Annotated in this window: 25 protein-coding genes; 16 read left to right on the top strand and 9 right to left on the bottom strand. The window is 73.3% G+C overall.

The genetic code is table 11. The features are described from left to right. Positions 1 to 113 precede the first annotated feature (113 nt). The 9 genes from IE94_RS0130225 to IE94_RS0130185 all read left to right on the top strand — a co-directional run bounded on the left by IE94_RS0130225 (position 114) and on the right by IE94_RS0130185 (position 10878). Positions 114 to 1790, top strand: a complete 1677-nt coding sequence (locus IE94_RS0130225) for an NAD(P)/FAD-dependent oxidoreductase (RefSeq protein ID WP_030190553.1) — start codon at positions 114 to 116, stop codon at positions 1788 to 1790. Next, on the top strand, positions 1787 to 3370 hold the full coding sequence (locus IE94_RS0130220; protein ID WP_078606615.1) for an ATP-binding protein: 1584 nt from the start codon (positions 1787 to 1789) through the stop codon (positions 3368 to 3370). Before IE94_RS0130225 ends, IE94_RS0130220 begins: the two co-directional genes overlap by 4 nt. Further along, positions 3367 to 3720, top strand: a complete 354-nt coding sequence (locus IE94_RS0130215) for a UBP-type zinc finger domain-containing protein (RefSeq protein WP_030190545.1) — start codon at positions 3367 to 3369, stop codon at positions 3718 to 3720. The genes IE94_RS0130220 and IE94_RS0130215 overlap by 4 nt, the downstream gene beginning before the upstream one ends. Positions 3721 to 3977: 257 nt before the next feature. Further along, a complete protein-coding gene (locus tag IE94_RS0130210; protein WP_030190542.1) occupies positions 3978 to 6944 on the top strand; it encodes an ATP-binding protein in 2967 nt (988 codons plus the stop codon). Positions 6945 to 7029: 85 nt separating this feature from the next. Further along, complete coding sequence (locus IE94_RS41760) at positions 7030 to 7314, top strand: CAP domain-containing protein (RefSeq protein ID WP_030190539.1); 285 nt, start codon at positions 7030 to 7032, stop codon at positions 7312 to 7314. Between the two features lie 58 nt (positions 7315 to 7372). Then, entirely contained in the window at positions 7373 to 8050 is a 678-nt protein-coding gene (locus IE94_RS0130200; RefSeq protein WP_030190537.1) for an AIM24 family protein, read from the top strand. A 102-nt stretch (positions 8051 to 8152) separates the two neighbouring features. Further along, positions 8153 to 9112: a threonine/serine dehydratase family protein gene (locus IE94_RS0130195; RefSeq protein ID WP_030190536.1), complete on the top strand. Its 960-nt coding sequence runs from the start codon at positions 8153 to 8155 to the stop codon at positions 9110 to 9112. 266 nt (positions 9113 to 9378) lie between these two features. Continuing rightward, positions 9379 to 10356, top strand: a complete 978-nt coding sequence (locus tag IE94_RS0130190) for an LLM class F420-dependent oxidoreductase (protein WP_030190534.1) — start codon at positions 9379 to 9381, stop codon at positions 10354 to 10356. A 93-nt stretch (positions 10357 to 10449) separates the two neighbouring features. Further along, a complete protein-coding gene (locus IE94_RS0130185) occupies positions 10450 to 10878 on the top strand; it encodes an SsgA family sporulation/cell division regulator (RefSeq protein ID WP_030190532.1) in 429 nt (142 codons plus the stop codon). Positions 10879 to 10993: 115 nt separating this feature from the next. On the opposite strand, the gene IE94_RS0130180 is transcribed toward IE94_RS0130185, so the two are convergent. Continuing rightward, on the bottom strand, positions 10994 to 11419 hold the full coding sequence (locus IE94_RS0130180; RefSeq protein ID WP_245235338.1) for a DUF6328 family protein: 426 nt from the start codon (positions 11417 to 11419) through the stop codon (positions 10994 to 10996). Positions 11420 to 11656: 237 nt separating this feature from the next. Here IE94_RS0130180 and IE94_RS0130175 point away from each other — a divergent pair, with 237 nt between their 5' ends. Further along, the gene (locus IE94_RS0130175; protein ID WP_030190526.1) at positions 11657 to 12007 is read left to right on the top strand and encodes a hypothetical protein; all 351 of its coding nucleotides are present in this window, start codon (positions 11657 to 11659) and stop codon (positions 12005 to 12007) included. Between the two features lie 27 nt (positions 12008 to 12034). Here IE94_RS0130175 and IE94_RS0130170 read toward each other — a convergent pair whose 3' ends face one another. From IE94_RS0130170 to IE94_RS0130150, 5 genes are all read right to left on the bottom strand, one after another. Continuing rightward, positions 12035 to 13018 (bottom strand): aldo/keto reductase, encoded by a 984-nt coding sequence (locus IE94_RS0130170; RefSeq protein ID WP_030190522.1) that lies wholly within the window; start codon positions 13016 to 13018, stop codon positions 12035 to 12037. Positions 13019 to 13030: 12 nt separating this feature from the next. After that, entirely contained in the window at positions 13031 to 14290 is a 1260-nt protein-coding gene (locus IE94_RS0130165; RefSeq protein ID WP_209441098.1) for an FAD-dependent monooxygenase, read from the bottom strand. Between the two features lie 110 nt (positions 14291 to 14400). Beyond that, positions 14401 to 15105 carry a ribonuclease H family protein gene (locus IE94_RS0130160; protein WP_030190520.1) on the bottom strand — a complete coding sequence of 235 codons (705 nt, stop codon included), beginning with the start codon at positions 15103 to 15105 and terminating at the stop codon, positions 14401 to 14403. Between the two features lie 31 nt (positions 15106 to 15136). Then, entirely contained in the window at positions 15137 to 15934 is a 798-nt protein-coding gene (locus tag IE94_RS0130155; RefSeq protein ID WP_030190518.1) for a VOC family protein, read from the bottom strand. A 114-nt stretch (positions 15935 to 16048) separates the two neighbouring features. Beyond that, the gene (locus tag IE94_RS0130150) at positions 16049 to 16531 is read right to left on the bottom strand and encodes a VOC family protein (RefSeq protein ID WP_030190516.1); all 483 of its coding nucleotides are present in this window, start codon (positions 16529 to 16531) and stop codon (positions 16049 to 16051) included. Positions 16532 to 16730: 199 nt separating this feature from the next. On the opposite strand from IE94_RS0130150, the gene IE94_RS0130145 reads away from it, so the two are divergent. Both IE94_RS0130145 and IE94_RS0130140 read left to right on the top strand, forming a co-directional pair. After that, complete coding sequence (locus IE94_RS0130145; RefSeq protein WP_030190512.1) at positions 16731 to 17384, top strand: ATP-dependent Clp protease proteolytic subunit; 654 nt, start codon at positions 16731 to 16733, stop codon at positions 17382 to 17384. 1 nt (position 17385) lies between these two features. Continuing rightward, positions 17386 to 17988: a ClpP family protease gene (locus IE94_RS0130140; RefSeq protein ID WP_030190509.1), complete on the top strand. Its 603-nt coding sequence runs from the start codon at positions 17386 to 17388 to the stop codon at positions 17986 to 17988. Positions 17989 to 18039: 51 nt separating this feature from the next. On the opposite strand, the gene IE94_RS0130135 is transcribed toward IE94_RS0130140, so the two are convergent. Continuing rightward, positions 18040 to 18462, bottom strand: coding sequence for a helix-turn-helix domain-containing protein (locus IE94_RS0130135; RefSeq protein WP_030190507.1), 423 nt, complete (start codon positions 18460 to 18462; stop codon positions 18040 to 18042). A gap of 257 nt (positions 18463 to 18719) precedes the next feature. Between IE94_RS0130135 and IE94_RS0130130 the strand changes: the two genes are divergently transcribed. Further along, positions 18720 to 19607, top strand: coding sequence for an RNA polymerase sigma factor SigF (locus IE94_RS0130130; protein WP_030190505.1), 888 nt, complete (start codon positions 18720 to 18722; stop codon positions 19605 to 19607). Between the two features lie 29 nt (positions 19608 to 19636). On the opposite strand, the gene IE94_RS0130125 is transcribed toward IE94_RS0130130, so the two are convergent. Then, the gene (locus IE94_RS0130125) at positions 19637 to 20092 is read right to left on the bottom strand and encodes an ATP-binding protein (RefSeq protein WP_030190503.1); all 456 of its coding nucleotides are present in this window, start codon (positions 20090 to 20092) and stop codon (positions 19637 to 19639) included. 167 nt (positions 20093 to 20259) lie between these two features. Here IE94_RS0130125 and IE94_RS0130120 point away from each other — a divergent pair, with 167 nt between their 5' ends. The 3 genes from IE94_RS0130120 to IE94_RS0130110 all read left to right on the top strand — a co-directional run bounded on the left by IE94_RS0130120 (position 20260) and on the right by IE94_RS0130110 (position 22666). After that, on the top strand, positions 20260 to 20844 hold the full coding sequence (locus IE94_RS0130120) for a PRC-barrel domain-containing protein (protein ID WP_030190501.1): 585 nt from the start codon (positions 20260 to 20262) through the stop codon (positions 20842 to 20844). After that, the gene (locus IE94_RS0130115) at positions 20841 to 21257 is read left to right on the top strand and encodes a PRC-barrel domain-containing protein (protein WP_030190499.1); all 417 of its coding nucleotides are present in this window, start codon (positions 20841 to 20843) and stop codon (positions 21255 to 21257) included. Before IE94_RS0130120 ends, IE94_RS0130115 begins: the two co-directional genes overlap by 4 nt. A gap of 128 nt (positions 21258 to 21385) precedes the next feature. Next, entirely contained in the window at positions 21386 to 22666 is a 1281-nt protein-coding gene (locus IE94_RS0130110) for a streptophobe family protein (RefSeq protein WP_245235336.1), read from the top strand. A gap of 28 nt (positions 22667 to 22694) precedes the next feature. On the opposite strand, the gene IE94_RS0130105 is transcribed toward IE94_RS0130110, so the two are convergent. After that, positions 22695 to 23105, bottom strand: a complete 411-nt coding sequence (locus IE94_RS0130105) for a hypothetical protein (RefSeq protein ID WP_030190495.1) — start codon at positions 23103 to 23105, stop codon at positions 22695 to 22697. Positions 23106 to 23508 lie beyond the last annotated feature (403 nt).

Here is a 23508-nt window from a genome sequence, read left to right as displayed (position 1 = left end):
GACCGCGTGCCGCCGCCCGAGCGAGGACCCGCGATCGAACATACGATGGCCGCAGGCCGGTGCGGTGACGGGGACGCCGTGCCGTGAACCCGGCCGCTCGACGTGGGGGACGTATGGCACAGGCCGACGGGGAGACACGGACCGTCATCATGACCGTGGACGACGATCCGGGGGTCTCCCGCGCCGTCGCCCGCGATCTGCGGCGGCGCTACGGCGCCACGTACCGGATCGTGCGCGCGGAGTCCGGCGAGTCGGCGCTCGACGCGCTGCGGGAACTGAAGCTGCGCGGCGACCTGGTGGCCGTGATCCTGGCCGACTACCGGATGCCCCGGATGAACGGCATCGAGTTCCTCGAACAGGCCCTGGACGTGTATCCGGGCGCCCGGCGGGTGCTGCTGACGGCGTACGCGGACACCGGCGCGGCGATCGACGCGATCAACGTCGTCGATCTGGACCACTACCTGCTCAAGCCCTGGGACCCGCCCGAGGAGAAGCTGTATCCGGTCCTGGACGACCTGCTCCAGGCCTGGCGCACCGGCGACCACCGGCCGGTGCCCAGCACCAAGGTCGTCGGGCACCGCTGGTCGGCGCGGTCCTCGGAGGTAAGGGAGTTCCTGGCCCGCAACCAGGTGCCCTACCGCTGGTACTCCGCGGACGAGCCGGAGGGACGGCGGCTGCTGTCGGCGGCCGGGCAGGACGGGCAGCGGCTCCCGGTGGTGATCACGCCGGACGGGACCCCGCTGGTGGAGCCGGAGGCGCCCGACCTGGCCGCGCGGGTGGGCCTGGCGACCACGCCGACGGCCGACTTCTACGACCTGGTGGTGATCGGCGGCGGCCCGGCGGGGCTGGGCGCGGCCGTGTACGGGGCCTCGGAAGGGCTGCGGACGGTGCTGGTGGAGCGGTCGGCGACCGGCGGTCAGGCCGGGCAGAGCTCCCGCATCGAGAACTACCTCGGCTTCCCCGACGGCGTCTCCGGCGGCCAGCTCACCGAGCGGGCCCGGCGTCAGGCGGCGAAGTTCGGCGCCGAGATCCTCACCGCGCGCGAGGTGACCGGCCTGGAGGCGAACGGCGCGGCGCGCGTGGTCCGGTTCTCGGACGGCTCGGAGATCGCCGCGCACAGCGTCATCCTGGCCACCGGCGTGTCCTACCGGCAGCTGACCGCCCCGGGCACCGAGGACCTGGCCGGCTGCGGGGTCTTCTACGGCTCGGCACTGACCGAGGCGGCCTCCTGCCAGGGCCACGACGTGTACATCGTCGGCGGTGCCAACTCCGCCGGGCAGGCGGCGATGTACCTGGCCCGGGGCGCCAAGTCCGTGACGCTGCTGGTGCGCGGCGACTCGCTGGCGGCGTCGATGTCGTACTACCTGATCCAGCAGATCGAGGAGACGCCCAACATCCGGGTGCGCTGCGGCACCCTCGTCGAGGGCGCGCACGGCGACGGCCACCTGGAGCGGCTGACGCTGCGCGACGCGGTCAGCGGCGCCACGGAACTCGTGGACGCGCAGTGGCTGTTCGTGTTCATCGGTGCGGCCCCGCTGACCGACTGGCTGGACGGCACGGTGCTGCGGGACGAGCGCGGGTTCATCCTCGCCGGGCCCGACCTCACCCCCGACGGGCGGCCGCCGGCGGGCTGGGAGCTGGACCGGCCGCCGTACCACCTGGAGACCAGCGTCCCTGGCGTGTTCGTGGCGGGCGACGCCCGCGCGGAGTCGGCCAAGCGGGTCGCGTCCGCCGTCGGAGAGGGAGCCATGGCCGTGATGCTCGTCCACCGGTACCTGGAGCAGTCGTGAGCGGCCGGCGGATGCCGTGCAGCCCCGGGGAGATCGGGAAGCTGTTCCTCTTCGAGAAGCTGACGCCCGAGCAGTTGGGCCGGCTGTGCGCCGAGGGCCGGGTGGAGCTGTTCGACCCCGGGCCGGTGTACACCGAGGGCGAGGACGCCACCTGCTTCTACGTGATGCTGGAGGGGACGGTCGTGCTGACCCGCCGGGTGGGCGGGGACGAGGTGGAGACCAACCGCACCTCGCAGCGCGGGGTGTACGCGGGCGCGATGCAGGCGTACGTCGGCGACCGGGTGCCGCAGGTCTACAACAACTCGATGCGGGTCACCGAGCCGACGCGGTTCTTCGTGCTCCCGGCGGACACGTTCGCGGCGGTCATGCGGGAGTGGTTCCCGATGGCGGTGCATCTGCTGGAGGGGCTGTTCTTCGGGTCCAAGAACACCCAGCGCGCCATCGGCCAGCGCGAGCGGCTGCTGGCGTTGGGCTCGCTGTCGGCGGGTCTCACCCACGAGCTGAACAACCCGGCGGCGGCGGCGGTGCGGGCCACCTCGACGCTGCGGGAGCGGGTGGCGAAGATGCGGCACAAGCTCGCGGTGATCGCGGAAGGCCCGTTCTCCCGGGACGTGCTCGCGGGGCTCATCGAGATACAGGAGCGCACGGCGGAGCGGGTGGCCAAGGCGCCCTCGCTCAGCCCGCTGGAGGCCGCCGACCGGGAGGACGCCCTCGGCGACTGGCTGGAGGACCACGGGATCGAGCAGGGCTGGCGGCTGGCGCCGACCTTCGTGCAGGCCGGTCTGGACACCGAGTGGCTGGAGCAGGTCGCGGCGGCCGTGGACGCGGAGATCCTGCCGGGAGCGGTCGGCTGGCTCAACTACACGGTCGAGACCGAGCTGCTGATGAACGAGATCGCGGACTCCACCGCCCGTATCTCGCACCTGGTGGACGCCGCCAAGCAGTACGCGCAGCTGGACCGGGCGCCCCACCGCACGGTCGACGTCCACGAACTCCTCGACAGCACCCTGCTGATGCTTTCCGGGAAGATCGGACCGCGGATCGCGGTCGTCAAGGACTACGACCGCACGGTCCCGCGGGTACCGGCGTATCCGGCGGAGCTGAACCAGGTGTGGACCAACCTGATCGACAACGCGGTCGGCGCGGTGAACGACGCGGGGGGCGAAGGGACGCTGACCGTACGGACCGCGCTCCACCACGACCGGCTGCTGGTGGAGTTCAGGGACACCGGCAGCGGGATCGCGCCGGAGATCCGGGAGCGCGTTTTCGACCCGTTCTTCACCACCAAACCGGTGGGCGAGGGCACCGGGCTCGGGCTGGACATCTCCTGGCGGATCGTGGTCGACAAGCACCACGGCAGCCTCCAGGTCGAGTCCGTGCCGGGCGACACCCGTTTCCAGGTGCTCCTGCCGCTGACCGCCACGGACCCGGACCAGGCAGACCCGGCCGATGCGGCCGATGCGGCCGATGCGGGCAGACCCGCCGAACCGGCGGAGCCCGCCGCCCCCACCGCTTCGAAGGATCCCACCGATCCGACCGAGCCCACCGATCCGACCGATCCGAGCGAGGAGCCGGTATGACCGACGACACCGGAATCGACCCCACCGTCCCGCCGAGCGGAGCGGGCTGCGCCGAGTGCGACGCGGTCGGCGGCTGGTGGTTCCATCTGCGGCGCTGTGCGAGCTGCGGCCACGTCGGCTGCTGCGACAGCTCGCCGGGACAGCACGCCACCGGCCACTACCGGTCCACCGGGCACCCGGTGGTGCAGAGCTTCGAGCCGGGTGAGGACTGGTACTGGGACTACGCGACCAACGAGGTGCGCGCGTCCGGGCCCGACCTGGCCCCGCCCGGCAGCCACCCGGACGACCAGCCGACCCCGGGTCCGGCCGGCCGCGTACCGGCGGACTGGGCGGCCTTCCTCCACCGCTGACCCGTCCGCCGCCGCTCCGGCACGCCGCCCCTCGGCCGATCCGGCACCCGGGCGTCCGGGCCGGGCCCCGGGCCGGGTGCGGCGCAGATCGCGTCGCCGAACCGGGAAGAGGCGTACCCGGCCGTGGGCGTCGACGGTGCCGAGCCGTTGAGCGCCCCCTCGTGGCCCGCGTACGGAGGCGGGGCGGACGGCCCGCGGGACGGGTGGGCGGAGGGGGCCCGAAACCCGGAGGCCCGCTGTCGGACCCGCGTGTCAGGATGGGCGGCGTGCCGCAGACCTCACTCACCAGCCCGCTCGTCGGCCGCGAGGACGAACTCGCGCGTCTCACCGGCGTCCTGGACCGCGCCCGCGCCGGTGAGGCCCGCGCGGTCCTGGTCGCCGGGGACGCCGGGGTCGGCAAGACCCGGACCCTGGACGAGGTCGCCGGGCGGGCCGCCGCTGCCGGGACGACGGTGCTCACCGGTCACTGCGTGGACCTGGGCGACGTGGGCCTGCCGTATCTGCCGTTCACCGAGGTCCTGGGCGTGCTCGCCGCCGACGAGCGGTTCGCCGCCGTACTGGCCCGGCATCCGGTGGCCTCCCGGCTGCTCGGCGGCGGCCCGGACGAGGGGGCCGACGCCGCGCCCTCGCGGCTGCGGCTGTTCGAGGGCGTGGCCACCCTGCTGAGCGACCTGACGGAGGTCGCACCGCTCCTGCTGGTCCTGGAGGACCTGCACTGGGCCGACCAGTCCTCCCGGGACCTGCTGAGGTTCCTGCTCAGCCGGGGCGTCCTGCAACGCCCGGCGGGCGGGGCGCCCGGCCACCGGCTCGCGCTGTTCGCCTCGTACCGGGCGGACGACCTGCACCGCCGCCATCCGCTGCGCCCGCTGCTGGCCGAGCTGGTGCGCCTGCCCGGCGTGGAGCGCCTGGAGCTGCGGCCGCTGCCGGACGCCGACGTGGCCCGGCTGGTGCGCTCGCTGCGCCGGCGGCAACTGCCGGACACCACCGTGCGCCGGATCGTCCAACGGGCCGAGGGCAACGCCTTCTACGCCGAGGAGCTGGTCGCCGCCACGGACGCGCCGGCCGGAGGCGTCCCCAGCGGGCTGGCCGACGTGCTGCTCATCCGCTTCGAGCAGCTGTCCGAGACCGCCCAACAGGTGCTGCGCACCGCCGCCGTGGCGGGCCGCCGGGTCGGGCACGACCTGCTGCGGGACGCCGTCGGGCTGCCCGAGCAGGAGCTGGAGTCGGCGCTGCGCGAGGCGGTGGAGCGGCAGTTGCTGGTCTCCTCCGACGGGGACACCTACTCCTTCCGCCACGCCCTCGCCCGGGAGGCGGTCTACGCCGACCTGCTGCCCGGTGAACGGGCCCGGCTGCACGGCGCCTTCGCCCGGCTGCTCGCCGGTGCGGACCGCAGGTCGGACCACGCGGCCGAGCGCGCGCACCACTACCGCGAGAGCCACGACCTGCCGGAGGCGCTCGCCGCGTCCCTGGAGGCCGCCGACCACGCCCAGCGCATCGGCGCCCCCGCCGAGGAGCTGCGGCACGTCGAGGCGGCACTGGACCTGTGGTCGGCGGTCGACACCGCCGCGCGGCCCGCCGGACCCGACGCGGTGACGCTGACCCTGCGCGCCTCGGCCGCCGCCGTGCACGCCGGTGAACTGCACCGCGCGGTCTCCCTCACCCGCTCCGCGCTGGCCGGCCTCGGCCAGGACGCGGACCTGGAGCTGGCCGCCCGCGTCCGCTACACCCTGGCCGGCAATCTGCTGAGCGTCGACAACCTGGAGTCCGCGTACGCCTACAGCAGCGAGGCGCTGGGCCTGATCCCCGCCGAGCCGCCCTCCGCGACCTGGGTGTGGGCGGCGGCCACGCATGTGACGGCGGCCCGCCAGGTCGGGGAGAACGAGACGGCGCTGCGGGTGGCCCGCCGGGCGCTGACGGTCGCCGAGGAGCTGGAGGTCACCGACGCCCGCGCCGATCTGCTGATCTCCCTGACGAGCCTGGAGGGCCACAACCGCGCCACCCCCGAGGGCCGGGAGCGGCTCCTTGAGGCACGCGAGCTGGCACGGCGGGCGGGCAACGCGCCGGTGGAGCTGCGGGCGCTGTTCAACCTCGCCATCGGCTGCTTCGAGTCCGGTGACCTGGAGGCGTGCCTGCCCTGGGCGTCGGAGGGCCTGGACCGGGCCCGCCGCTCCGGTCTGCTGTCCTCGCCGTACCCGCGGGAGATGCGGTACCTGCGGCTGCTGGTGCGGTACACGCTGGGCCACTGGGACGAGGTGCTGCGCGAGTTGGCCGAGGACGCCGGGAAGCGGTCGGCCGTGGACGGCCACGCCCTCGGGCCGGGGCTGTACGTGGCGCTGGCGCGCGGCGACTCGGGGGTGGCCGAGCGGGCCCGCGCCCTGTTGAGCGGGCCGTTCGACTGGATGGCCCGGATGGTCGCCGGGGTGGTGCTGACCGACGCGGCGGCGCTGCGCGGGGACGCGGAGGACGCGGTGCGGTGGATGCGCTCCAGCGTCGAGACGCTCACCGAGGCGGGCACGCGGCCCACCGTGACCCTCCGTCTGGCGACCCTCGCGCTGTCCGCCGTCGCCGACACCGTGACCGAGCTGCGCCGGGCCGGGGACGACGCCGGGGTGGCCCGCTGGTCGGACACGGCGGCCGAACTGCTGGCCGACGCCCGCTGGTCGGCCGCGCACGGCTACGACGACGTCCCGCAGGGCCCGGAGGGCCAGGCGTGGCTGGCGCGCGCGGAGGCCGAGTGGTCCCGGGTCGCCGGCACCGGGCCGGACCCAGCGGCCTGGGAGAGGGCGGTGGCCGCCTTCACGTACGGCGACGCCTACGAACGCGCGCGATGCAGGCTGCGGCTGGCCGAGGCGCTGCTGGCCGCCGACCGCCGCGAGGAGGCCGCCGCCGAGGCCGACGCCGTACGCCGGGAGGCCGACCGGCTCGGCGCGACGGTGCTGCGCGAGCGGCTCGACGACCTGGCCCGCCGCGGCCGGCTCACCGGCACGGCACCGGCCGCGGCGGGCACGGCGGCGCTGACCGCCCGTGAGCAGGACGTCCTGCGGCTGCTCGCGCTGGGGCACAGCAACCGCCGGATCGGCGAGGAACTGTTCATCAGCGCCAAGACGGCGAGCGTCCACGTGTCCAACATCCTCGCCAAGCTGAACGCGGCCAGCCGTACGGAGGCGGTCGCGGTCGCCCACCGGCAGGGCCTCGTCGCCGTGGAGCCGACGTCGTCGCACTGAGCCGGGCCCCGGGAACCCTCGCCGCCGGACGCACGTTGACCCGGCACCGGTACCCGGAGCGCGCACCACGACACAGGGCGGCACGATGAGCGACTTGGTCCCCGGGGGCAACGTCCCTCTGCCGGGCGGCCCCGTGAGCATCCGGGCGCCCGGCGGCTTCGACGTGGCGGCGCTGGTCACGGACGACGGCGGCAAGGTCGGCGAGAGCATCGCCTGCGGCCAGCGCTCCCCCGCGGACGTGGTCGAGGGCTGGATGAACAGCCCGGGGCACCGGGCCAACATCCTCAAGGCCGACTTCACCCACATCGGTGTCGGCCTGGCCGGCGGCGGCCGGGCGGGCACGTACTGGACGCAGCTCTTCGGCGGCTGAACCCTGGCGCCGGCACCCGATCTTGGCGGAACGGAACGCTCCGGGACAGGATGCCGTCATGAAGGGTGACCTCTTTTCCAGCGAGCACATGGTGCAGCCCGCCACGGCGCCGGGCATGACCGTCGAGAACTCCAAGTGCATCCGTTACGCGGTGAACGGTGAGATGCTCGCCCGGCAGGGCGCGATGATCGCCTACCGGGGCAGTCTCCAGTTCGAGCGCAAGGGCCAGGGCGTGGGCGGCATGCTCAAGCGCGCGGTCACCGGCGAGGGGCTGCCGCTGATGGCGGTGCGCGGACAGGGCGAGGCCTGGTTCGCGAACGAGGCCCAGAACTGCTTCATCGTCGAGGTGGAGCCGGGAGACGAGTTCACCGTCAACGGCCGCAACGTCCTGTGCTTCGACGCCTCGTTGTCCTACCGCATCGCCACCGTCAAGGGCTCGGGCATCGCCGGCGGCGGACTGTTCAACAGCGTCTTCACCGGGCACGGCGGACTGGGCCTGGTGTGCGAGGGCAATCCGCTGGTCATCCCGGTCTCGCACCAGTACCCGGTCCACGTCGACACGGACGCGATCGTCGGCTGGTCCGCGGGGCTCTCGACCTCCCTGCACCGTTCGCAGTCGATCGGCTCGATGCTGCGCGGCGGCTCGGGCGAGGCGGTCCAGTTGGTGCTCCAGGGCGAGGGCTTCGTCGTCGTACGGCCGAGCGAGGCGACGCCGCAGAAGACGCAGCAGCACTGAGCGCCCCTCCTACCCTTGCGGGATCCGTGTTGACCTTGGGGGCGTCGCGCGAAAGGGTGCGAAGGGGCGCGGATCACCGCCCGCGCCGGAAGGAAGAGTGCCTTGATCGGGATCACGGAGATCGAAGCCGCGGCCGAGCGGATCGCCGGACATGTCGTACGCACCCCGACCGTGCCCGCGCCGGGGCTGTCCGCGCTGCTCGGCGTCCCGGTCACCGCGAAGCTGGAGCTGCTCCAGCGCACCGGCTCGTTCAAGGCGCGCGGTGCCACGGCGAAGCTGCTGTCGCTGACCGAGGCCGAGCGCGCCGCCGGTGTCGTCGCGGTCAGCGGCGGCAACCACGGCATCGCGGTGGCGGTGATGGCCGCCGCCCTCGACGTGAAGGCCACGGTGGTCATGCCGCGCACGGCACCGGCCCGTTCCGTGGAGATCGCGGAGGAGGCCGGCGCGGTGGTGCGGCTCACCGACGGCATGGACAGTGCCTTCGCGCTCGTCGCCCGGCTCCGTGAGGAGGGGCTGACCCTGGTCCACCCCTTCGACGACCCGGTGGTGATCGCGGGACAGGGCACCGTGGGACTGGAGTTCGCCGCGGATGCCCCGGACCTCACCGACGTGCTGGTGAGCATCGGTGGCGGTGGGCTGATCGCGGGCGTGGCGGCGGCGCTGCGCGCGCTGCGACCCGGGGTGCGGGTCTGGGGCGTGGAGACCGAGGGCGCCGAGGCCATGTCCCGGGCGCTCGCGGCGGGCGGTCCGCTCGCGGTGCCCCTGTCCTCCATCGTCACCACGCTCAGTGCGCCGGCCGTCTCCCAGGTGACGTACGACCATGTGTCGGAGCTGGTCACCGACGTCCTCGTGGTGCCGGACCGGGAGGCGGTGCGGGGTTCGCTGGCGCTCGCCGAGCACGCCAAGGTATGGACCGAGCCCGCCGCCGGCTGTCTGATCCCGGCGGCGCGGCGGGTGGTGGAGCGGGTGGGCGGCGACGCCCGGATCGGGCTCGTGGTGTGCGGGGGCAATGCCACGGTGGCCGACATGGCGGTGTGGGCGGACCGTTTCGGTCTGCGCTGACGCCGGACCGGGCCGGAGACCTGTTCGAGGTCGTCCAGCACGAGAGGAACCGGGTCCGCCGGTCCGCCGGTCCGGGGAGGACGCCCCGCCGGGCCGCCCGCGCCTGGCACCCGGATCGCGGTGACCTGCTCGGCCGCCGGGGCGCCTCCGACTGCGCCCGGGCCGCGCGCTTCGGCTTCCTCGCCGCCTTCCGGGAGGATGCTCCCCGATCCCTTACGCCCCGTTTCCCCCTGTTTTCCCTCGGGCCGGGCGGGGACTCGGCCGACATGGCACACATCGGATACACGATGATGACCGAGCAGGCCGGCCCTCGGGACCTCGTCGGCCATCTGGTGCGGGCCGAGGAGGTGGGGTTCGACTTCTCGGTGACCTCGGACCACTACTTCCCCTGGCTGCGCGCGCAGGGCCACGCTCCCTACGCGTGGAGCGTGCTGGGCGCCGCGGCGCAGGCGACCTCCCGCATCGGGCTGATGACGTACGTGACGTGTCCGACGTTCCGCTACCACCCCGCGGTGGTGGCGCAGAAGGCGGCGACGCTGCAATTGCTGTCCGAGGGCCGGTTCCGGCTGGGGCTCGGCTCGGGCGAGAACCTCAACGAGCACGTGGTGGGCGGCGGCTGGCCGTCCGTCGACGTACGGCACGAGATGCTCCAGGAGGCCGTGGAGATCATCCGCGGGCTGTTCGCGGGCGGCCACGTCAACCACCGCGGCACGCACTTCGACGTGGAGTCGGCCCGGCTGTGGGACCTGCCGGACAGCGCGCCGCCCATCGGCATCGCCGCCTCGGGCGAGCGTTCCTGCAAGCTGGCGGGCGAGTCCGCCGACCTGGTGATCGCCACCGAGCCGAAGGCGGGGCTGCTGGAGTCCTTCGACCGGCACGGCGGAACGGGCAAGCCGCGCGTGGGCCAGCTGCCCGTGTCCTACGACCCCGACCGGGACACGGCGATCAAGCGGGCCCACGCGCAGTTCCGCTGGTTCGGCAGCGGCTGGAAGGTCAACTCCGAACTGCCGCACCCGGACTCCTTCGAGGCGGCCACCCAGTTCGTGACGCCCGACGACGTCGCCGAGTCCATCCCCTGCGGCGACGACCCGGACGCCTTCGTGTCGGCCGTACGCCCGTACGTCGAGGCCGGGTTCACCGAGATCGCCCTGGTGCAGATCGGCGGCGAGTCGCAACCGGCCTTCCTGGACTGGTCGGAGAAGACCCTGCTGCCCGCGTTGCGCGAGGAGTTCGGCCGCGACTGAAACCCGGGGGCGGGCGAATCACCCGGATGACTGAGCATCTTGCCGGTGTGCGGGGTACTAGGAGTCCCTACGTCCGTCCTCCTGGAGGTCCCCGTGAACACCGCCGTGCACCAGACCCTGGTCGTGCAGCTCCAGGCGGGCGACACCGCCGACCGGTTCCCCGTGCTCGCCCACCTCGGGTACGAGGCGGCGGACCCGTTCGCTCTCACCGTGGTCTTCAGTCACGACGGGCGGGTACTGGCCCGCTGGGTGCTGGACCGTGAGATGGTCACCGAGGGGCTCACCCGAGCGGTGGGCGTCGGCGACGTGCGGCTGCGGCCGGAGTCGCGGGGCATGTGGGACGAGCTGCGCATCGAACTGCTGGGCGACCACAGAGCCGACGGGGACCGCCACCGTGCCGTGGTGTTCGTGTGGACCGCGGCTGTCGAATCCTTCCTGCGCGAGACGCACTCGGTGGTCCGGCCGGGGCGGGAGCGGGTATGCGTCGACGACTTCCTCGCGGAGCTGACGGCGGAAGGCTGACGGCGGAGCGCTGAGGGCGGAGCGCTGAGGGCGGGAGGTCTGTGCGCGGAGGCCGACCGCACAGGGCCGACCCCCGCGTGCCGCGGGAGTGCCGCGGCACGCGGGCCGCGCCGCCTCAGCGGGCCGTGTGGCGGTGCCGGGTCCACAGCGGGATGCCGAACCAGCACAGCAGGTACCAGAGCACCACGCCGGTGACGAGGTACGGCACGAAGCCGTCGTGGGTCGCGACGCGCAGGATCAGCAGCAGCGAGCAGGCCGTCGTGGCGAGCAGGAGCACCAGGCCGAGCACGGTCAGCCGGGACGCCCACCGCACCGCCTGGGGCTTCACCCGCCGTCCGGAGACGAGGCGGTGCAGGGACACCGGGCCGATCAGCGCGCCGGTCGTGACGGCACCGAGGACCACCGTGATCAGGTAGATCGTCTGATCGGTGTCCGAGAGGCTCTCGTACTTCGGCTGGAACACGACCGTGAGCAGGAAGCCGAAGAGGATCTGCACGCCCATCTGCGCGACGCGGACCTCCTGGATCAGCTCCGTCCACATCCGGTCCGCCCGCTCCTCCTCGGTCTCGTTGCGGCCCCTGCGTCGGACCTGTCCCTCGGCCGGTTCCGAGCCCGAGTGCGTCACGTCTTCCTCCCGTTCGAAGTCGCCTGCGTCCCCTTCCCTGTTCCCGGGATCCCCGTACTCAGGCGCCGGGCGGGGGCGGTGACGCCCGGTTTGGGTGATCGGGGGGCGGTTACACGGGCCGGGACGAACGACGCGCGGCAAGGAAGGCGAAGGATGTCCGACACTCAGCTCACCGTGACGCTCGACGGCGGCGGCATCGACGACGCGCGGGCGATCGTCCGTGTCCTGGAGGGCGTCTTCGGGACGTCCGACGGCCCGCCCGCCGACGAGGGGGCTACGGTGCGCACCGCGACCTTCGGCTCACCGGGCACCCCGCGGGCGGCGGACGTGTCCCCGCGGGCAGCGGGCGACGCGCTGTCCGCGCCGGTGACGGTCACCGTCCAGGGCACGCCGCAGGCCGTGGAGGCGGCCGGCGAGACACTGTCCCGCGCCTTCACCGCGCGCGACGACGGAGCGGCCTCGGGCGACCAGGAGCGGGAACGGCAGTTGCTCCTGGTCCCGTGAGGCCGGGGCGCGTCGCCCGCCGACCTCCTACCAGCGGCCCTCGACCTGGTCCTTGACGCGGCGGTCGTAGAGGTCGCGGATCGCCGCGAGGGTGTCGTCGGACAGCTCCGGCAGCCGGGCGGCGTCCGTGTTGGCGCGAGCCTGCTCGGGCGTACGGGCGCCCGGGATCACGCTCGTCACGCCGGGCTGCTGGATGATCCAGCGCAGCGCCAGTTGGGCCGGGGTGTACCCCTGCGGGGCGAGCGCGGCGAACTCGGCCGCGGCCTGGACCCCGCTGGCGAAGTCGACGCCGGAGAAGGTCTCGCCCTGGTCGAAGGCCTCGCCGTGCCGGTTGAAGTTCCGGTGGTCGTTCGCCGCGAAGACGGTGTCCGCGGTGTACTTGCCCGACAGCAGCCCGGACGCGAGCGGCACCCGGGCGATGATGCCGACGCCCGCCTCGCGCGCGGCGGGCAGGACCTCGCGCAGGGGCTTCATGCGGAAGGGGTTGAGGATGATCTGCACGCTGGCCACGTTCGGCCGGGCGATCGCGGTGAGCGCCTCCTCGCAGGTCTCCACGCTGACGCCGTACGCGGCGACGCGCTCCTCCTCGACCAGGGTGTCCAGGGCGTCGAACACCTCGTCGCTGGAGTAGACGGGCGTCGGCGGGCAGTGCAGCTGCACCAGGTCGAGGCGGTCGACGCCGAGGTTGCGGCGGGAGCGGTCGTTCCACTCCCGGAAGTTGTCCAGCACGTAGTTCTGCGGGATCTGGTCGACCCGGCGGCCCATCTTGGTGGCGACCAGCACGTGCAGGTCCGGCCTGCTCGCGAGGAAGGTCGCGATGGTCTGTTCGCTGCGGCCGTCGCCGTAGACGTCGGCCGTGTCGAAGAAGGTCACCCCCGACTCGGCCGCCGCCTCCAGTACCGCGAGGGCCTCCTTGTCGTCGACGTCTCCCCAGTCGGCACCCAGTTGCCAGGTGCCGAGGCCGATCACCGACGCGTGCTGATCCGACCTGCCGAAAGTGCGCTCGTCCATGCCGTCAGTCTGTCATCCGCGGTGCGCGGGCAGCGCGTCGGGACGGCTGGAGCGGTCCGGTCCCCCGCCGGTGGCGAGCCTGCGGGCCTGGGCGGTGCGCGCGATCGCGGGCCCCAGCGTGCGCTTGAGCCGGCGCAGCGTCTCCAGTCGGCCGGCCACCCGGTCGAGCCGGTAGTACAGGCGGGGCGGGAGGTACGGCAGCAGCGGCGAGTGGCGCTGGCCGAGCAGGGCGAACATCTCCCGGGGCGGCAGGCGGACGTAGCGGGGCAGGTTCTCGTACCACTGGGCGCTGAGCCGGGCCGCGCTCTGCACCGGCAGCAGGGCCGCCCTGCGTTCGCGTTCGTAGTGGGCGAGGGCGTCCGGGAGGGTGTCCCGCTCGTGCAGCGCGGCCGACAGCGTCATGGCGTCCTCCAGGGCGAGCGTGGTGCCCGCGCCGATGGAGTAGTGCGTGGTGTGCGCGGCGTCGCCGAGCAGGACGAGGTTGCCCCGGGACCAGGTGCGGTTGGTGAGGGTGCGGAAGGTGCGCCACGGGGCGCCGGTCCGGCCGGAGGACCGCGCGGTGAGCGGATGTCCGTCCAGCACGTCGGCGAAGAGCTTCTCCAGCAGGACCAGCCTCTCGGCCTCGTCGGCCCGGTCCAGGCCCAGGCCGGTCCAGGTCGCCGGCGCGCACTCGACGACGCAGGTGCTGCCCTCGGGGCCGAAGCCGTAGCCGTACGCCCAGATCCAGCCGTGGTCGGTCTCGACGAAGGCGAAGGTGAAGGCGTCGAAGACCCTCGTGGTGCCGAGCCACACGTAGGGATTGCGGCCGCCGGTGATCTCGGTGCCGAAGTGTTCGGCGTGCCGGTTGCGCAGGGCGCTGCCCGCCCCGTCGGCCGCCACCACCAGGTCGGCGGAGGGCGGGTTCGCGCCGGTGACCTGGTGTTCGTACTCCAGGCGTACGCCCAGCTCGCGGGCGCGGGCGGCGAGAATCGCGAGCAGCCGGTGGCGGCCGATGCCGAAGCCCTCGTCACCGTGGTGCCGGGTGGCCAGGTCGCCCACGTGGGCGACGCCGTCCCGCCAGCGCACGGAGTGCTCCTCGACAGCGCGGGCGGACTCGGGGTCGTGCTCCTGGAGGCGGTCGAGCAGTCCGCGCCAGTAGGTGACGCCCCAGCCGTAGGTGGAGCCCTCCGGGTCGCGCTCGAGGACGGTGACGTCGTGGGACGGGTCCCGCCGCTTCAGCAGGATCGACAGATACAGTCCGGCGGGCCCACCGCCGACGCAGGCGACCTTCACACACACCCCTGGTATGCACTCAAAACGGTCATTCGGGACCGCAGAGTAACAAGGGAGGGGCCGCCTGCCGGTGTCGCGCGGCCGTGGGCGGGCGCGGTTTGTCCGGCGCCCTACCCGGCGGCCACCGTGCGGCACTCCGGGTGGCCCCAGCCCTGGTCGTTCTTGGCGATGGGCTCGCCGGCCGCGTACGAGCGGCCGCACAGGCAGCGCCCGGCGAACTTCGCCTTGATGGTCCGCGCCGAGGAGCCGCCGCCCTTGCGGGCCGCGCCCGACGCCCGGCGCGGCGCCTTGCCGCGGGCCGCGGGAACGTCCGGCGCGGGCGGCGGCTCCGGCGAACCGAGACCGCTGCCCGCGGCTTCCTGGACCACGGCCGCCTGGCTGGCGGCGCGGTCGGCGAAGTCGTTGAGCCGGTCGCCGTCGACCTGGTGGGCGGGTACGTAACGGAACTCGACCGAGCGGCCGTCGAGCAACTCGTCGATGCGCACGACCAGCTCCTGGTTGGCGACGGGCTTGCCGGCGGCGGTCTTCCAGCCGTTGCGCTTCCAGCCCGGCAGCCAGGTGGTGACGGCCTTCATGGCGTACTGCGAGTCCATGCGGACCTCGAGCGGTACGCCGGGGTCGGTCGACGCCAGCAGGCGCTCCAGCGCCGTGAGTTCGGCGACGTTGTTGGTGGTCCTGCCGAGCGGGCCGGCCTCCCAGCGGACCGGGTTCTCCGACGCGTCGGCCAGCACCCAGGCCCAGCCGGCCGGACCCGGGTTTCCCTTCGAAGCCCCGTCGCACGCGGCCACTGCTCGTTCACGCATGCGTCCGATCATGCCACGGCCCGGCGGGCTCTCCGGACGGGGTTCAGGCGACGTCCGTGACCGTGGGCATGTCCCCCTGGGTGGTCGTGGTGTCGATCACCGAGAAGTTCGCGCCCTGCGGGTCGCTCAGTGCCGCGAACCGGCCGAAGGGGGTCGTGAGCGGACCGAACCGCAGGACGCCGCCGAGCTTCGTGGCGCGGGCCACGGCGTCGTCGCAGTCGGTGACGGTGAAGTAGACGTTGATGTAGGGCGGGACCTCGGGCGGGAAGTCCTCCGGCATGGCCATGCGGCCCAGGACGGTGCGGTCGCCGAGGTCGAAGAGGCGGAAGTCCACCTGGTCGTCCTGCATCTGCTTGGCCCGGTAGGAGAAGACCGCGGGGAAGAAGGCGTCCGACTTCGCGGGCTCGCGGGTGAAGACCTCCGCCCAGCAGTAGGCGCCGGGCACGGCCGTGGCCTCGAAGCCCTCGTGGGTGCCGCCCTGCCAGACGCCGAAGACGACCCCACTGGGGTCCCGGGCCAGGCACATGGTGCCGAAGTCGTCGACCCGCATCGGTTCGAGGAGTAGTTCCCCGCCGGCCTCGCGGATCCGGTCGGCGGTCGCCGCCGCGTCCGGTGAGGCGAAGTAGAGGCACCACTGGGACTGGTCCTCGTGGCCGGGCGGGGGCGGGACCACGGCGGCCACCGCCTTGCCGTCCGCGTAGCACTGGGTGTAGTTGCCGAACTCCGACGACGACTCGCCGAAGGTCCAGCCGAGGACGTCGCCGTAGAAGCTCTTGGCCCCCTCGACGTCGGTGAACATCGCGTCGGCCCAGCAAGGGGCCCCTTCGGGTTGCACGGCCATGACTGCCGCCTCCTGTGCGGACAAAGGGTTCGGACTGTGGGGGACGGGAGGACCGGATACGGTCTGCTTCCTCACGCTAGCCATCCCGCCCCCACCCCGCGCGCCGACGGCGGGTCACTGCCCGGCGTACGCCTGCTCCAGCGCGGCGATGTCGAGCTTGCTCATCGACATCATGGCCTTGTTGGCGCGCGCCACCTTGGCCGGATCGGGGTCGCGGAACATCTCCTCCAGCCGGCGCGGGACGACCTGCCAGGACACACCGAACCGGTCCTTGAGCCAGCCGCAGGGGCCGTGCTCGCCGCCGCCCTCGGTGAGCCGGGCCCAGTAGTGGTCGACCTCGTCCTGGTCCTCGCAGGTGATCTGGAAGGAGATCGCCTCGTTGAACGTGAACTCCGGGCCGCCGTTGAGGCCCACGAACTTCTGGCCGTTGGCCGTGAACTCCACGGTGAGCACCGAGCCCGCGGGCCGGGGTGCTCCCTCGGGGTAGCGGGTGACGGCGCCGATGCCGGAGTTCTTGAAGGTCGAGACGTAGAAGTGGGCGGCCTCCTCGGCGACGCCGTCGAACCAGAGACAGGTGGTGAATCCTTCGGTGCTCATGAGTACCTCCCGGGAGCGGAACACGGTCACCACGGTCGACCGGCTCGGAGCACGGAACTCATCGCTCTGCCGGTGGCGAATCTGCCGCGGGCAGAGAAAGCCCCGTCGGGGGCCGATGCGGGCCGAAAGTGGAGGGACCGCGGCGCCACCGGCCGCGGCCCGTCCCGGTCTGCCGACCACGACTCGACAAGGAGCGCCGATGCTTCCACTCATCGCCGCGACGGCCCCGCCCCGACCGCCCAGGGCCGAGGAGGGCGACACCCCGGCGACCCGGTTCGACGACCGGCTCGCCGAGCAGTTGCTCGACCAGCGGATCGTGCTGCTGGGCACGCAGGTCGACGAGGTCTCCGCGAACCGGGTCTGCGCCCAGCTGCTGATCCTGTCCGCGCAGGACCCGCGCACCGACATCAGCCTCTACATCAACAGCCCGGGCGGCTCCGTGCACGCGGGGCTCGCCATCTACGACACGATGCGGCTGGTCCCCAACGACGTCTCGACGCTCGCCATGGGGTTCGCCGCCAGCATGGGGCAGTTCCTGCTCAGCGTCGGCACGCCGGGCAAGCGCTACGCGCTGCCGAACGCGCGGATCATGATGCACCAGCCGTCGGCGGGCATCGGCGGCACCACGGCCGACATCGAGATCCAGGCGGACAACCTGGAGTTCACCAAGCGGACCATCGAGCGGATCACCGCCGAGCACACCGGTCAGAGCCCCGAGACCATCTCCCGGGACGGCGACCGCGACCGCTGGTTCACGGCCGAGGAGGCCAGGGAGTACGGAATGGTGGACCAGGTCGTGCGGTCCCTCGCGGACGTGCGGCCGGCCGCCACCAGGCGACGGATGGGGCTGTGACATGGGGAGCTACACGATTCCGAACGTCGTCGAGCGGACCCCGCAGGGCGAGCGGTCCTACGACGTGTTCAGCCGGCTGCTGTCGGAGCGGATCATCTTCCTGGGGACCGAGATCGACGACGGCGTGGCCAATGTCGTGATCGCTCAGCTCCTGCACCTGGAGTCGTCGGCCCCGGAGAGCGAGATCGCCGTCTACATCAACTCCCCCGGCGGCTCGTTCACGTCGCTGATGGCGATCTACGACACGATGACCTTCGTGCAGGCCCCGATCTCGACGTTCTGTGTCGGGCAGGCGGCTTCCACGGCGGCCGTGCTGCTGGCGGGCGGGGACCCCGGGCGGCGGTTCGTGCTCGAACACGCGCGGGTCCTGCTGGGGCAGCCGGCCAGCGGCGGCCGGCAGGGGACGGTCTCCGATCTTGCGTTGCAGGCCAAGGAGATGGTGCGGATCCGCTCCCAGGTGGAGGAGGTGCTGGCCCGCCACACCCGTCACGACGTGGCGACACTGCGGGCGGACATGGACCGCGACAAGGTGTTCACCGCCCAGGAGGCGGTGGCGTACGGGCTGGCCGACGAGGTGCTCGCCCGGCGCCTGGCGCGGGTGTGAGGGTCCGGGCCGGCGTCCCGCTCCGCGCGGGGCGCCGGCCCGTGCGCGGCCTCAGGCGGCCAGGCACATTCCGTCGAACCGCGAGCCGGAGGTGCCGCGGCCCGCGCCGGTGTGCCGGGAGGCGAGGCGGACCAGCTCGCCCTGGGCGCGGGCCAGCAGGTCGCCCAGGCCCAGTCCGAGGGCGCCCGCGGCGGCGGCCAGCACCTCGGAGGACGCCTCCTTGCGCCCGCGCTCCACCTCCGACAGGTAGGGCATGGAGATCCGGGCGGCCTCCGCTACCTCCTTGAGCGTGCGCTCCTGCTCCAGGCGTTCACGCCGCAGCACGTCGCCGACCAGGTCGCGCCACAGGGGCTCGCGCCCGGCGGGCGGCCTTCGCTCCGGGGGGAGCGGCGAGGCGGCGAGACGCGCTGGGGGACGCTCGGCCCGTGGGCGCAGCGCGATGACGCGGGCTTCGTTCGGCACGTGGCTGGTCACCTCCCCAGCCTAGGGTCCCGGCCGTGTCACGGAAGGGGTCGGCGTTCCGCCCTCAGGGAAATTCACGGGGCGATACGGGGTGCCGGGCGCTGCCCGCCGGACTAGGCTTGACGGTGACGAAACCACCCCGCGAAGACGCCGCGGCACACGCATCGCGCCACCTGTGGAACCGGGTGGCATGGGTCGTCGCGGCCCGGGTACCCGCAAGCGGGAAAAGCCTAGGGAGACGTCGAACCGTGACTTTCGTGGGAGAGGCAATGGAGACCGCCGTGGTCCGGCCGCAGGCGCGGGTTGTCGAGGAGAGTGCCGGGAGCGGGACGGGTGAGGGGTCGCCGCGGGACGTCGTGAACCCCCGGACCGTGGCCCCGCGCGACGCGCGTCAGTTGTCCCGCCAGTTCTTCCGCCGCCTGGCGGAACTCGAAGAGGGCACGCACGAGTACCAGTACGCGCGCAACACCCTGATCGAGATGAACATGTCGCTCGTGCGGTTCGCGGCGGGCCGGTTCCGCGGTCGCGGGGACGACATGGAGGACATCGTCCAGACCGGCATGATCGGCCTGATCAAGGCCATCGACCGCTTCGAGCTGTCGCGCGAGGTGGAGTTCACCTCGTTCGCGCTGCCGTACATCGTCGGCGAGATCAAGCGCTTCTTCCGGGACACCACCTGGGCGGTGCACGTGCCGCGGCGGCTCCAGGAGCTGCGGGTGGAGCTGGCCAAGGCCCGGGAGGAGCTCTCCTCCCGCCTGGACCGCGAGCCCACCGTCGCCGAACTCGCCACGCTGATGAACATCGGCGAGAGCGAGGTGATCGAGGGCCAGATCGCGTCCAACGGCTACAACTCCTCCTCGCTGGACGCCGCCCTGACCGGCGACGGCCCGGAGAACGGCGAGTCGGTCCTGGCCGACTTCATCGGAGTGGAGGAGGACGGGCTGCGGCTCGTCGAGGACTTCCACTCGCTGGCCCCGCTGATGGCCGAGCTGAGCGAGCGGGACCGTCGGATCATCCACCTGCGGTTCGTGGAGGAGGCCACCCAGGCGGAGATCGGCGAGCGGCTCGGCTGCTCGCAGATGCACGTCTCCCGGCTGATCAAGCGGATCATCGGCCGGCTGCGCGAGGGCATGCTGGGCGAACTCGGGTGCGCCTGAGCCCCGCCCGGCGGTGACGGTGGTGCCCTTCACCCCTCGGTGAGGGGCACCACGGCGCGTACGCGCTTGCCGACCGGGACACGTTCCACGACGACCGTCTCCACCAGGGCGTGCACGATCTCCAGGCCGTGTCGGCCGATCCGCTCGGGGTCCCGGGGGAAGCGCTGCGGCACGGCGCCGCTGCTGTCGTACACGGTCACCTCCACCGAGCTGCCGGTGCCCTCCAGCTCCAGGATGTACGGCCCCCTGCTGTGCCGGTCGGCGTTGGTGACCAGCTCGCTGACCACCAGGAGCACCGCTCCGTCGGCGCGGGGGCCGATCGTGGCGCACCACTCGGTCCTCAGCTGTTCGAGGAAGAGCGCGGCGAAGGCACGCGCCTGCGCTATGCATCCCGGCTCACCGGAGTAGTGCGCCGCCCGCCTCAGCGGTTCGACGGGTACGTCGAAACCAGTCGGTATCACTGCCCCGTCCAGGTACTCGGTCATGCGTGTCTCTCTCGGAAGCCGGACTGGCCGGACTCTGCTGCACCTGTCCTCGTACCCCGAGCCGCGCCGCGCAGTCCCCGCCTCTTCGCAGTGCGGGCATCGTCACAGTCGTGCGGGGAACCCGTGGGTGCGTCAGGGGGATGCGAGCGGGTGGGGAAGGGTGTGCGATGAACGAACTGATGGCCGCACGGAGCCTGACCACCCGGCCGGTGGTCACGCTCGGCGGCGATGCCGTCGCCCAGGTCAAGGACACCGTATGCGACGCCGCCGCGGCCCGGATCACCGGTTTCACCCTGACGGGGCGGGGCCTGCTGTCCGGCCCGTTGAAGGAGGGCCTGCCGTGGTCGGCCGTCTACGCGCTGGGCCACGACGCGGTGATGATCCGGGGCCGGCGGTGCCTGGTGACCGCGGCGGCGATGACGGCGCACCGGACGCACCTGCGGGGCCGGCTGCTGGGGGCGCGGGTGCTGACCGAGGAGGGGGCGGAGATCGGAACGGTGCTGGACGTCGTGGTGGAGGGGGGCACCGGCGGGCGGATCGTCGGCTTCCGGGTGGCGGCGAGCCGGAGGTTCGTGCCGGGCCCCACCCGTCACCGGCGCCGGGTGTACGTGCCGCGCGGGGAGGCGCTCACGGTCACCGGCCGGGCCCTGGTGCTTCCCGAGGGCGCGGTCCGGCACGTCGCGGAGGACCTGCCCGGCTTCACCGCACTGGTCGGTGGGGTGCCGGGCCCGCGGCCGGGGTCGCTGCCGTGATGCTGTTCACCGAGGTGCGCGGCCTGCCGGTGCTGCCGCCGGACGGGGCCGGGGCACTGGGCACCGTGACGTCCCTGGCCGTCGACGCCGTCTCCTGGACCGTCAGCCATGTCCGGTGGCGGGGCAGCCGGTTCGGTGGGGAGACGGCGCTGCCCTGGGAGGCGGTGCGCACGGTCGGGCCCGGCGCCGTCCGGGTACGGTCGGCGGCCGCCACCGAGCCGGCACCGGCCCCTCACGACCTGCTGGGCCGGCGGATCCTCACGGACACGGGCACCGGGCGGGGCACGGTGCTGGACGTCGCGTTCGACACCCGCACGGCCCGTCTCCTCGCGCTCTTCACCACCCGCGGCGAACTGCCGGCCGACCGTCTGCTGGGCCTCGGCGACTACGCCCTGGTCGTGCGGGCGGGCTGAACGCCGACCCGGCCGGGTCATCCCCGAGCCCCCGCTCGACCGGCGCGGACGGCCCTGTCGGCGGGCGTGTCCGGCGGGGGCTGCCTAGCGTGGCACCCGTGAGTGCGCGAACCCCCGCAGTACCTCCTGTGCCTCCCCTGCCCCCCGGACCTCCTGGGAACTCCGCCCGGAGGGCCGCCCGCCACGGCTGGGCGCAGGCTCTGGGCACGGTGCTGGCGGGGCTGGTCGCCATGGGGGCCGTGGCCGCGCTGGGGCTGTGGGCGGCCGGTGCCGCGGACCTGCCCGACCACGCCTTCCCGCGGGTCGTGGTGGCGACCGTCGTCACCGCCGTGGGCGGCGCGCTGGAGATGTCGGGCGACGCGGGCGAGCTGGCGACCACCGACGCCGGGCTGACCGTGATGCCGCTGTCCGTCACCCTGACCGGCGCGCTGGTGATCGCCCGGGGCTTCCTGCGGCCGCTGCGCCACCGGGCCGTGGCCGGTACCGCGGAGTTGGCCGGCTGGGCCGGGCGGATCGCCGTGCTGTGGCTGCTCGCCCTGCTCGGGACGGCGTTCGCCGCGCGGCAGACCTTCGAGGTCTCGCTCGGGGAGGGCCTGCTGAACGACCTCGGCGACCTGTTCGGGGTGAGTCCGACGGTCGGTTTCACCACGGACGTGCCGCTGACCGTCCTCTTCGGTCTGCTGTGGCTGGCGGGAGTGCTCGTGCTGGCCCTGCTGGTGTCGCCCCGGGCGCCGCTGCCCGGGGGGCTGACGCGGCTGCGGACGTCGGTACGGCCGGCCGCGTACGCGATGGCCGCGCTGCTGCTCGCGTACGTGGTCGTCGGCGTCGTCGTCGCCCTGGTCGTCGCCGGGACGCGGGGCCGTCCGGCGGACACCTTCGCGGTGCTGCTGCTCGGGCTGCCGAACCTGGCGTGGCCCGCGCTCACGATCGGCCTCGGGGCGACCTGGAACGGACGCGTGGAGGGGCCGTTCGGGCTGCCGATGCCGCGGGTGCTGGACGAGGTGCTGCGCACGCCGGACGTCTCGACCGTGAACGTGGGCACGCTCGCCGAGCGCGACGGGCGGATGTGGTGGCTCGTGGTGGCCGCGGCGGTCCTGGTCCTGGCGGCCGGATTCCTCATGGTGGCCCGCTCCCCGGCCCGGCTGCCGGTCTGGCTGCACGCCGTGCACATGGCCGTCGCGCTGGGCCTCACGGTCCTCGCGGTCGGACTGGTCGGCCGGATCTCGGCCCACTACGGGCTGTCGGTGCTCGGCATCGGCGACCTGGGCGGCGGGCTGTCCGGGCAGGTGTTCCTGCGTCCGCGCCTGTGGGGTGCGGTGGGTCTCGCGGTGCTGTGGGGACTGGTCGCCGGGCTCCTGGGCGCGCTGCTCGCGCGGTGGGTGGGCGGACGGGTCCGGGTCCGGTCCTGAGGCGGGCCGGTGCGGCGTACCGGGAGACTCAGGCGACGGGGACGACCAGGAGCGGGACGGCCCGCTGCATGCGCAAGGCGTCCACGGACTCGGCCATCAGCTCGTACTCGGTGGTCTCGTCGCTGGTCGCGATGCGCACCAGGTGCCCGGCGGCCAACTCGTCGGCGACCAGCTCCTGCTGCGCGTCGTCGGCGCACCAGGTGCGCAGCGTGCGCGGCACGTCGGGGGCGTCGTCGGCGACGGGGGTCAGCGCGCCGCGCGGTAAGTGAGGGGTGTCGGGCTGCGGATCCAGCCGCTCGGCGATCCAGGAGGCCCGGTCCCGCAGCCACCACAGGGCCAGGGCGAGGGTGGGAGCCCGGTAGGTGCCCAGGGGGACACCGATGCGCCGGCCGTCACAGACACCGTAAGCGGTGACATGGCACAGGAACTCGTCGTGCACTGCTAGCCTCCCCCGTCACGCCCGCCTGCCGGTCGGGCGGCGCGTCCGTGCGGCTCGTGTGCTGTGCGTGAGGGCGCTGTCGCATGGTGTGAAAGGCCCTAGGGGTGAGTATGTTCACTCCTGAACCACTGTCACCATGAATTTCCGGCCAGTCTCCTGGCATATTCGCGGCACCGAATGGCCGAAATGCCACGCCGATGCCGCACCACGGCCGGGCACGAGCACGGAGCGGGGCGCACACACGTCGATTCCGGAGGCGCGGTCCGCCTCCGGAATCGCTGTGCACGCCCCTCGGGGGCCTGGCTCTAGGGCCTGTTGCGAAAGTGGATCTTGTTCGTTGATGATCACGTCCTGTGAGACGTGGGGATCTGACGAATGGCCAGTGGGCCCGGCTTGAGCCTCT

The organism is Streptomyces violaceorubidus, from assembly GCF_000717995.1.
GTDB classification, from domain to species: domain Bacteria; phylum Actinomycetota; class Actinomycetes; order Streptomycetales; family Streptomycetaceae; genus Streptomyces; species Streptomyces violaceorubidus.
This window is presented reverse-complemented; position numbering and strand designations above follow the sequence as displayed.

Bases quoted from the DNA above. Each gene is read 5' to 3' on its own strand.
- IE94_RS0130150 (WP_030190516.1), bottom strand. From the start codon at position 16,531: ATGAGCACCGAAGGATTCACCACCTGTCTCTGGTTCGACGGCGTCGCC.
- IE94_RS0130155 (WP_030190518.1), bottom strand. From the start codon at position 15,934: ATGGCCGTGCAACCCGAAGGGGCCCCTTGCTGGGCCGACGCGATGTTC.
- IE94_RS0130160 (WP_030190520.1), bottom strand. From the start codon at position 15,105: ATGATCGGACGCATGCGTGAACGAGCAGTGGCCGCGTGCGACGGGGCT.
- IE94_RS0130145 (WP_030190512.1), top strand. From the start codon at position 16,731: ATGCTTCCACTCATCGCCGCGACGGCCCCGCCCCGACCGCCCAGGGCC.
- IE94_RS0130130 (WP_030190505.1), top strand. From the start codon at position 18,720: ATGGAGACCGCCGTGGTCCGGCCGCAGGCGCGGGTTGTCGAGGAGAGT.
- IE94_RS0130225 (WP_030190553.1), top strand. From the start codon at position 114: ATGGCACAGGCCGACGGGGAGACACGGACCGTCATCATGACCGTGGAC.
- IE94_RS0130215 (WP_030190545.1), top strand. From the start codon at position 3,367: ATGACCGACGACACCGGAATCGACCCCACCGTCCCGCCGAGCGGAGCG.
- IE94_RS0130190 (WP_030190534.1), top strand. From the start codon at position 9,379: ATGGCACACATCGGATACACGATGATGACCGAGCAGGCCGGCCCTCGG.
- IE94_RS0130210 (WP_030190542.1), top strand. From the start codon at position 3,978: ATGGGCGGCGTGCCGCAGACCTCACTCACCAGCCCGCTCGTCGGCCGC.
- IE94_RS0130140 (WP_030190509.1), top strand. From the start codon at position 17,386: ATGGGGAGCTACACGATTCCGAACGTCGTCGAGCGGACCCCGCAGGGC.
- IE94_RS0130175 (WP_030190526.1), top strand. From the start codon at position 11,657: ATGTCCGACACTCAGCTCACCGTGACGCTCGACGGCGGCGGCATCGAC.
- IE94_RS0130170 (WP_030190522.1), bottom strand. From the start codon at position 13,018: ATGGACGAGCGCACTTTCGGCAGGTCGGATCAGCACGCGTCGGTGATC.
- IE94_RS0130200 (WP_030190537.1), top strand. From the start codon at position 7,373: ATGAAGGGTGACCTCTTTTCCAGCGAGCACATGGTGCAGCCCGCCACG.
- IE94_RS0130120 (WP_030190501.1), top strand. From the start codon at position 20,260: ATGAACGAACTGATGGCCGCACGGAGCCTGACCACCCGGCCGGTGGTC.
- IE94_RS0130125 (WP_030190503.1), bottom strand. From the start codon at position 20,092: ATGACCGAGTACCTGGACGGGGCAGTGATACCGACTGGTTTCGACGTA.
- IE94_RS0130180 (WP_245235338.1), bottom strand. From the start codon at position 11,419: ATGTGGACGGAGCTGATCCAGGAGGTCCGCGTCGCGCAGATGGGCGTG.
- IE94_RS41760 (WP_030190539.1), top strand. From the start codon at position 7,030: ATGAGCGACTTGGTCCCCGGGGGCAACGTCCCTCTGCCGGGCGGCCCC.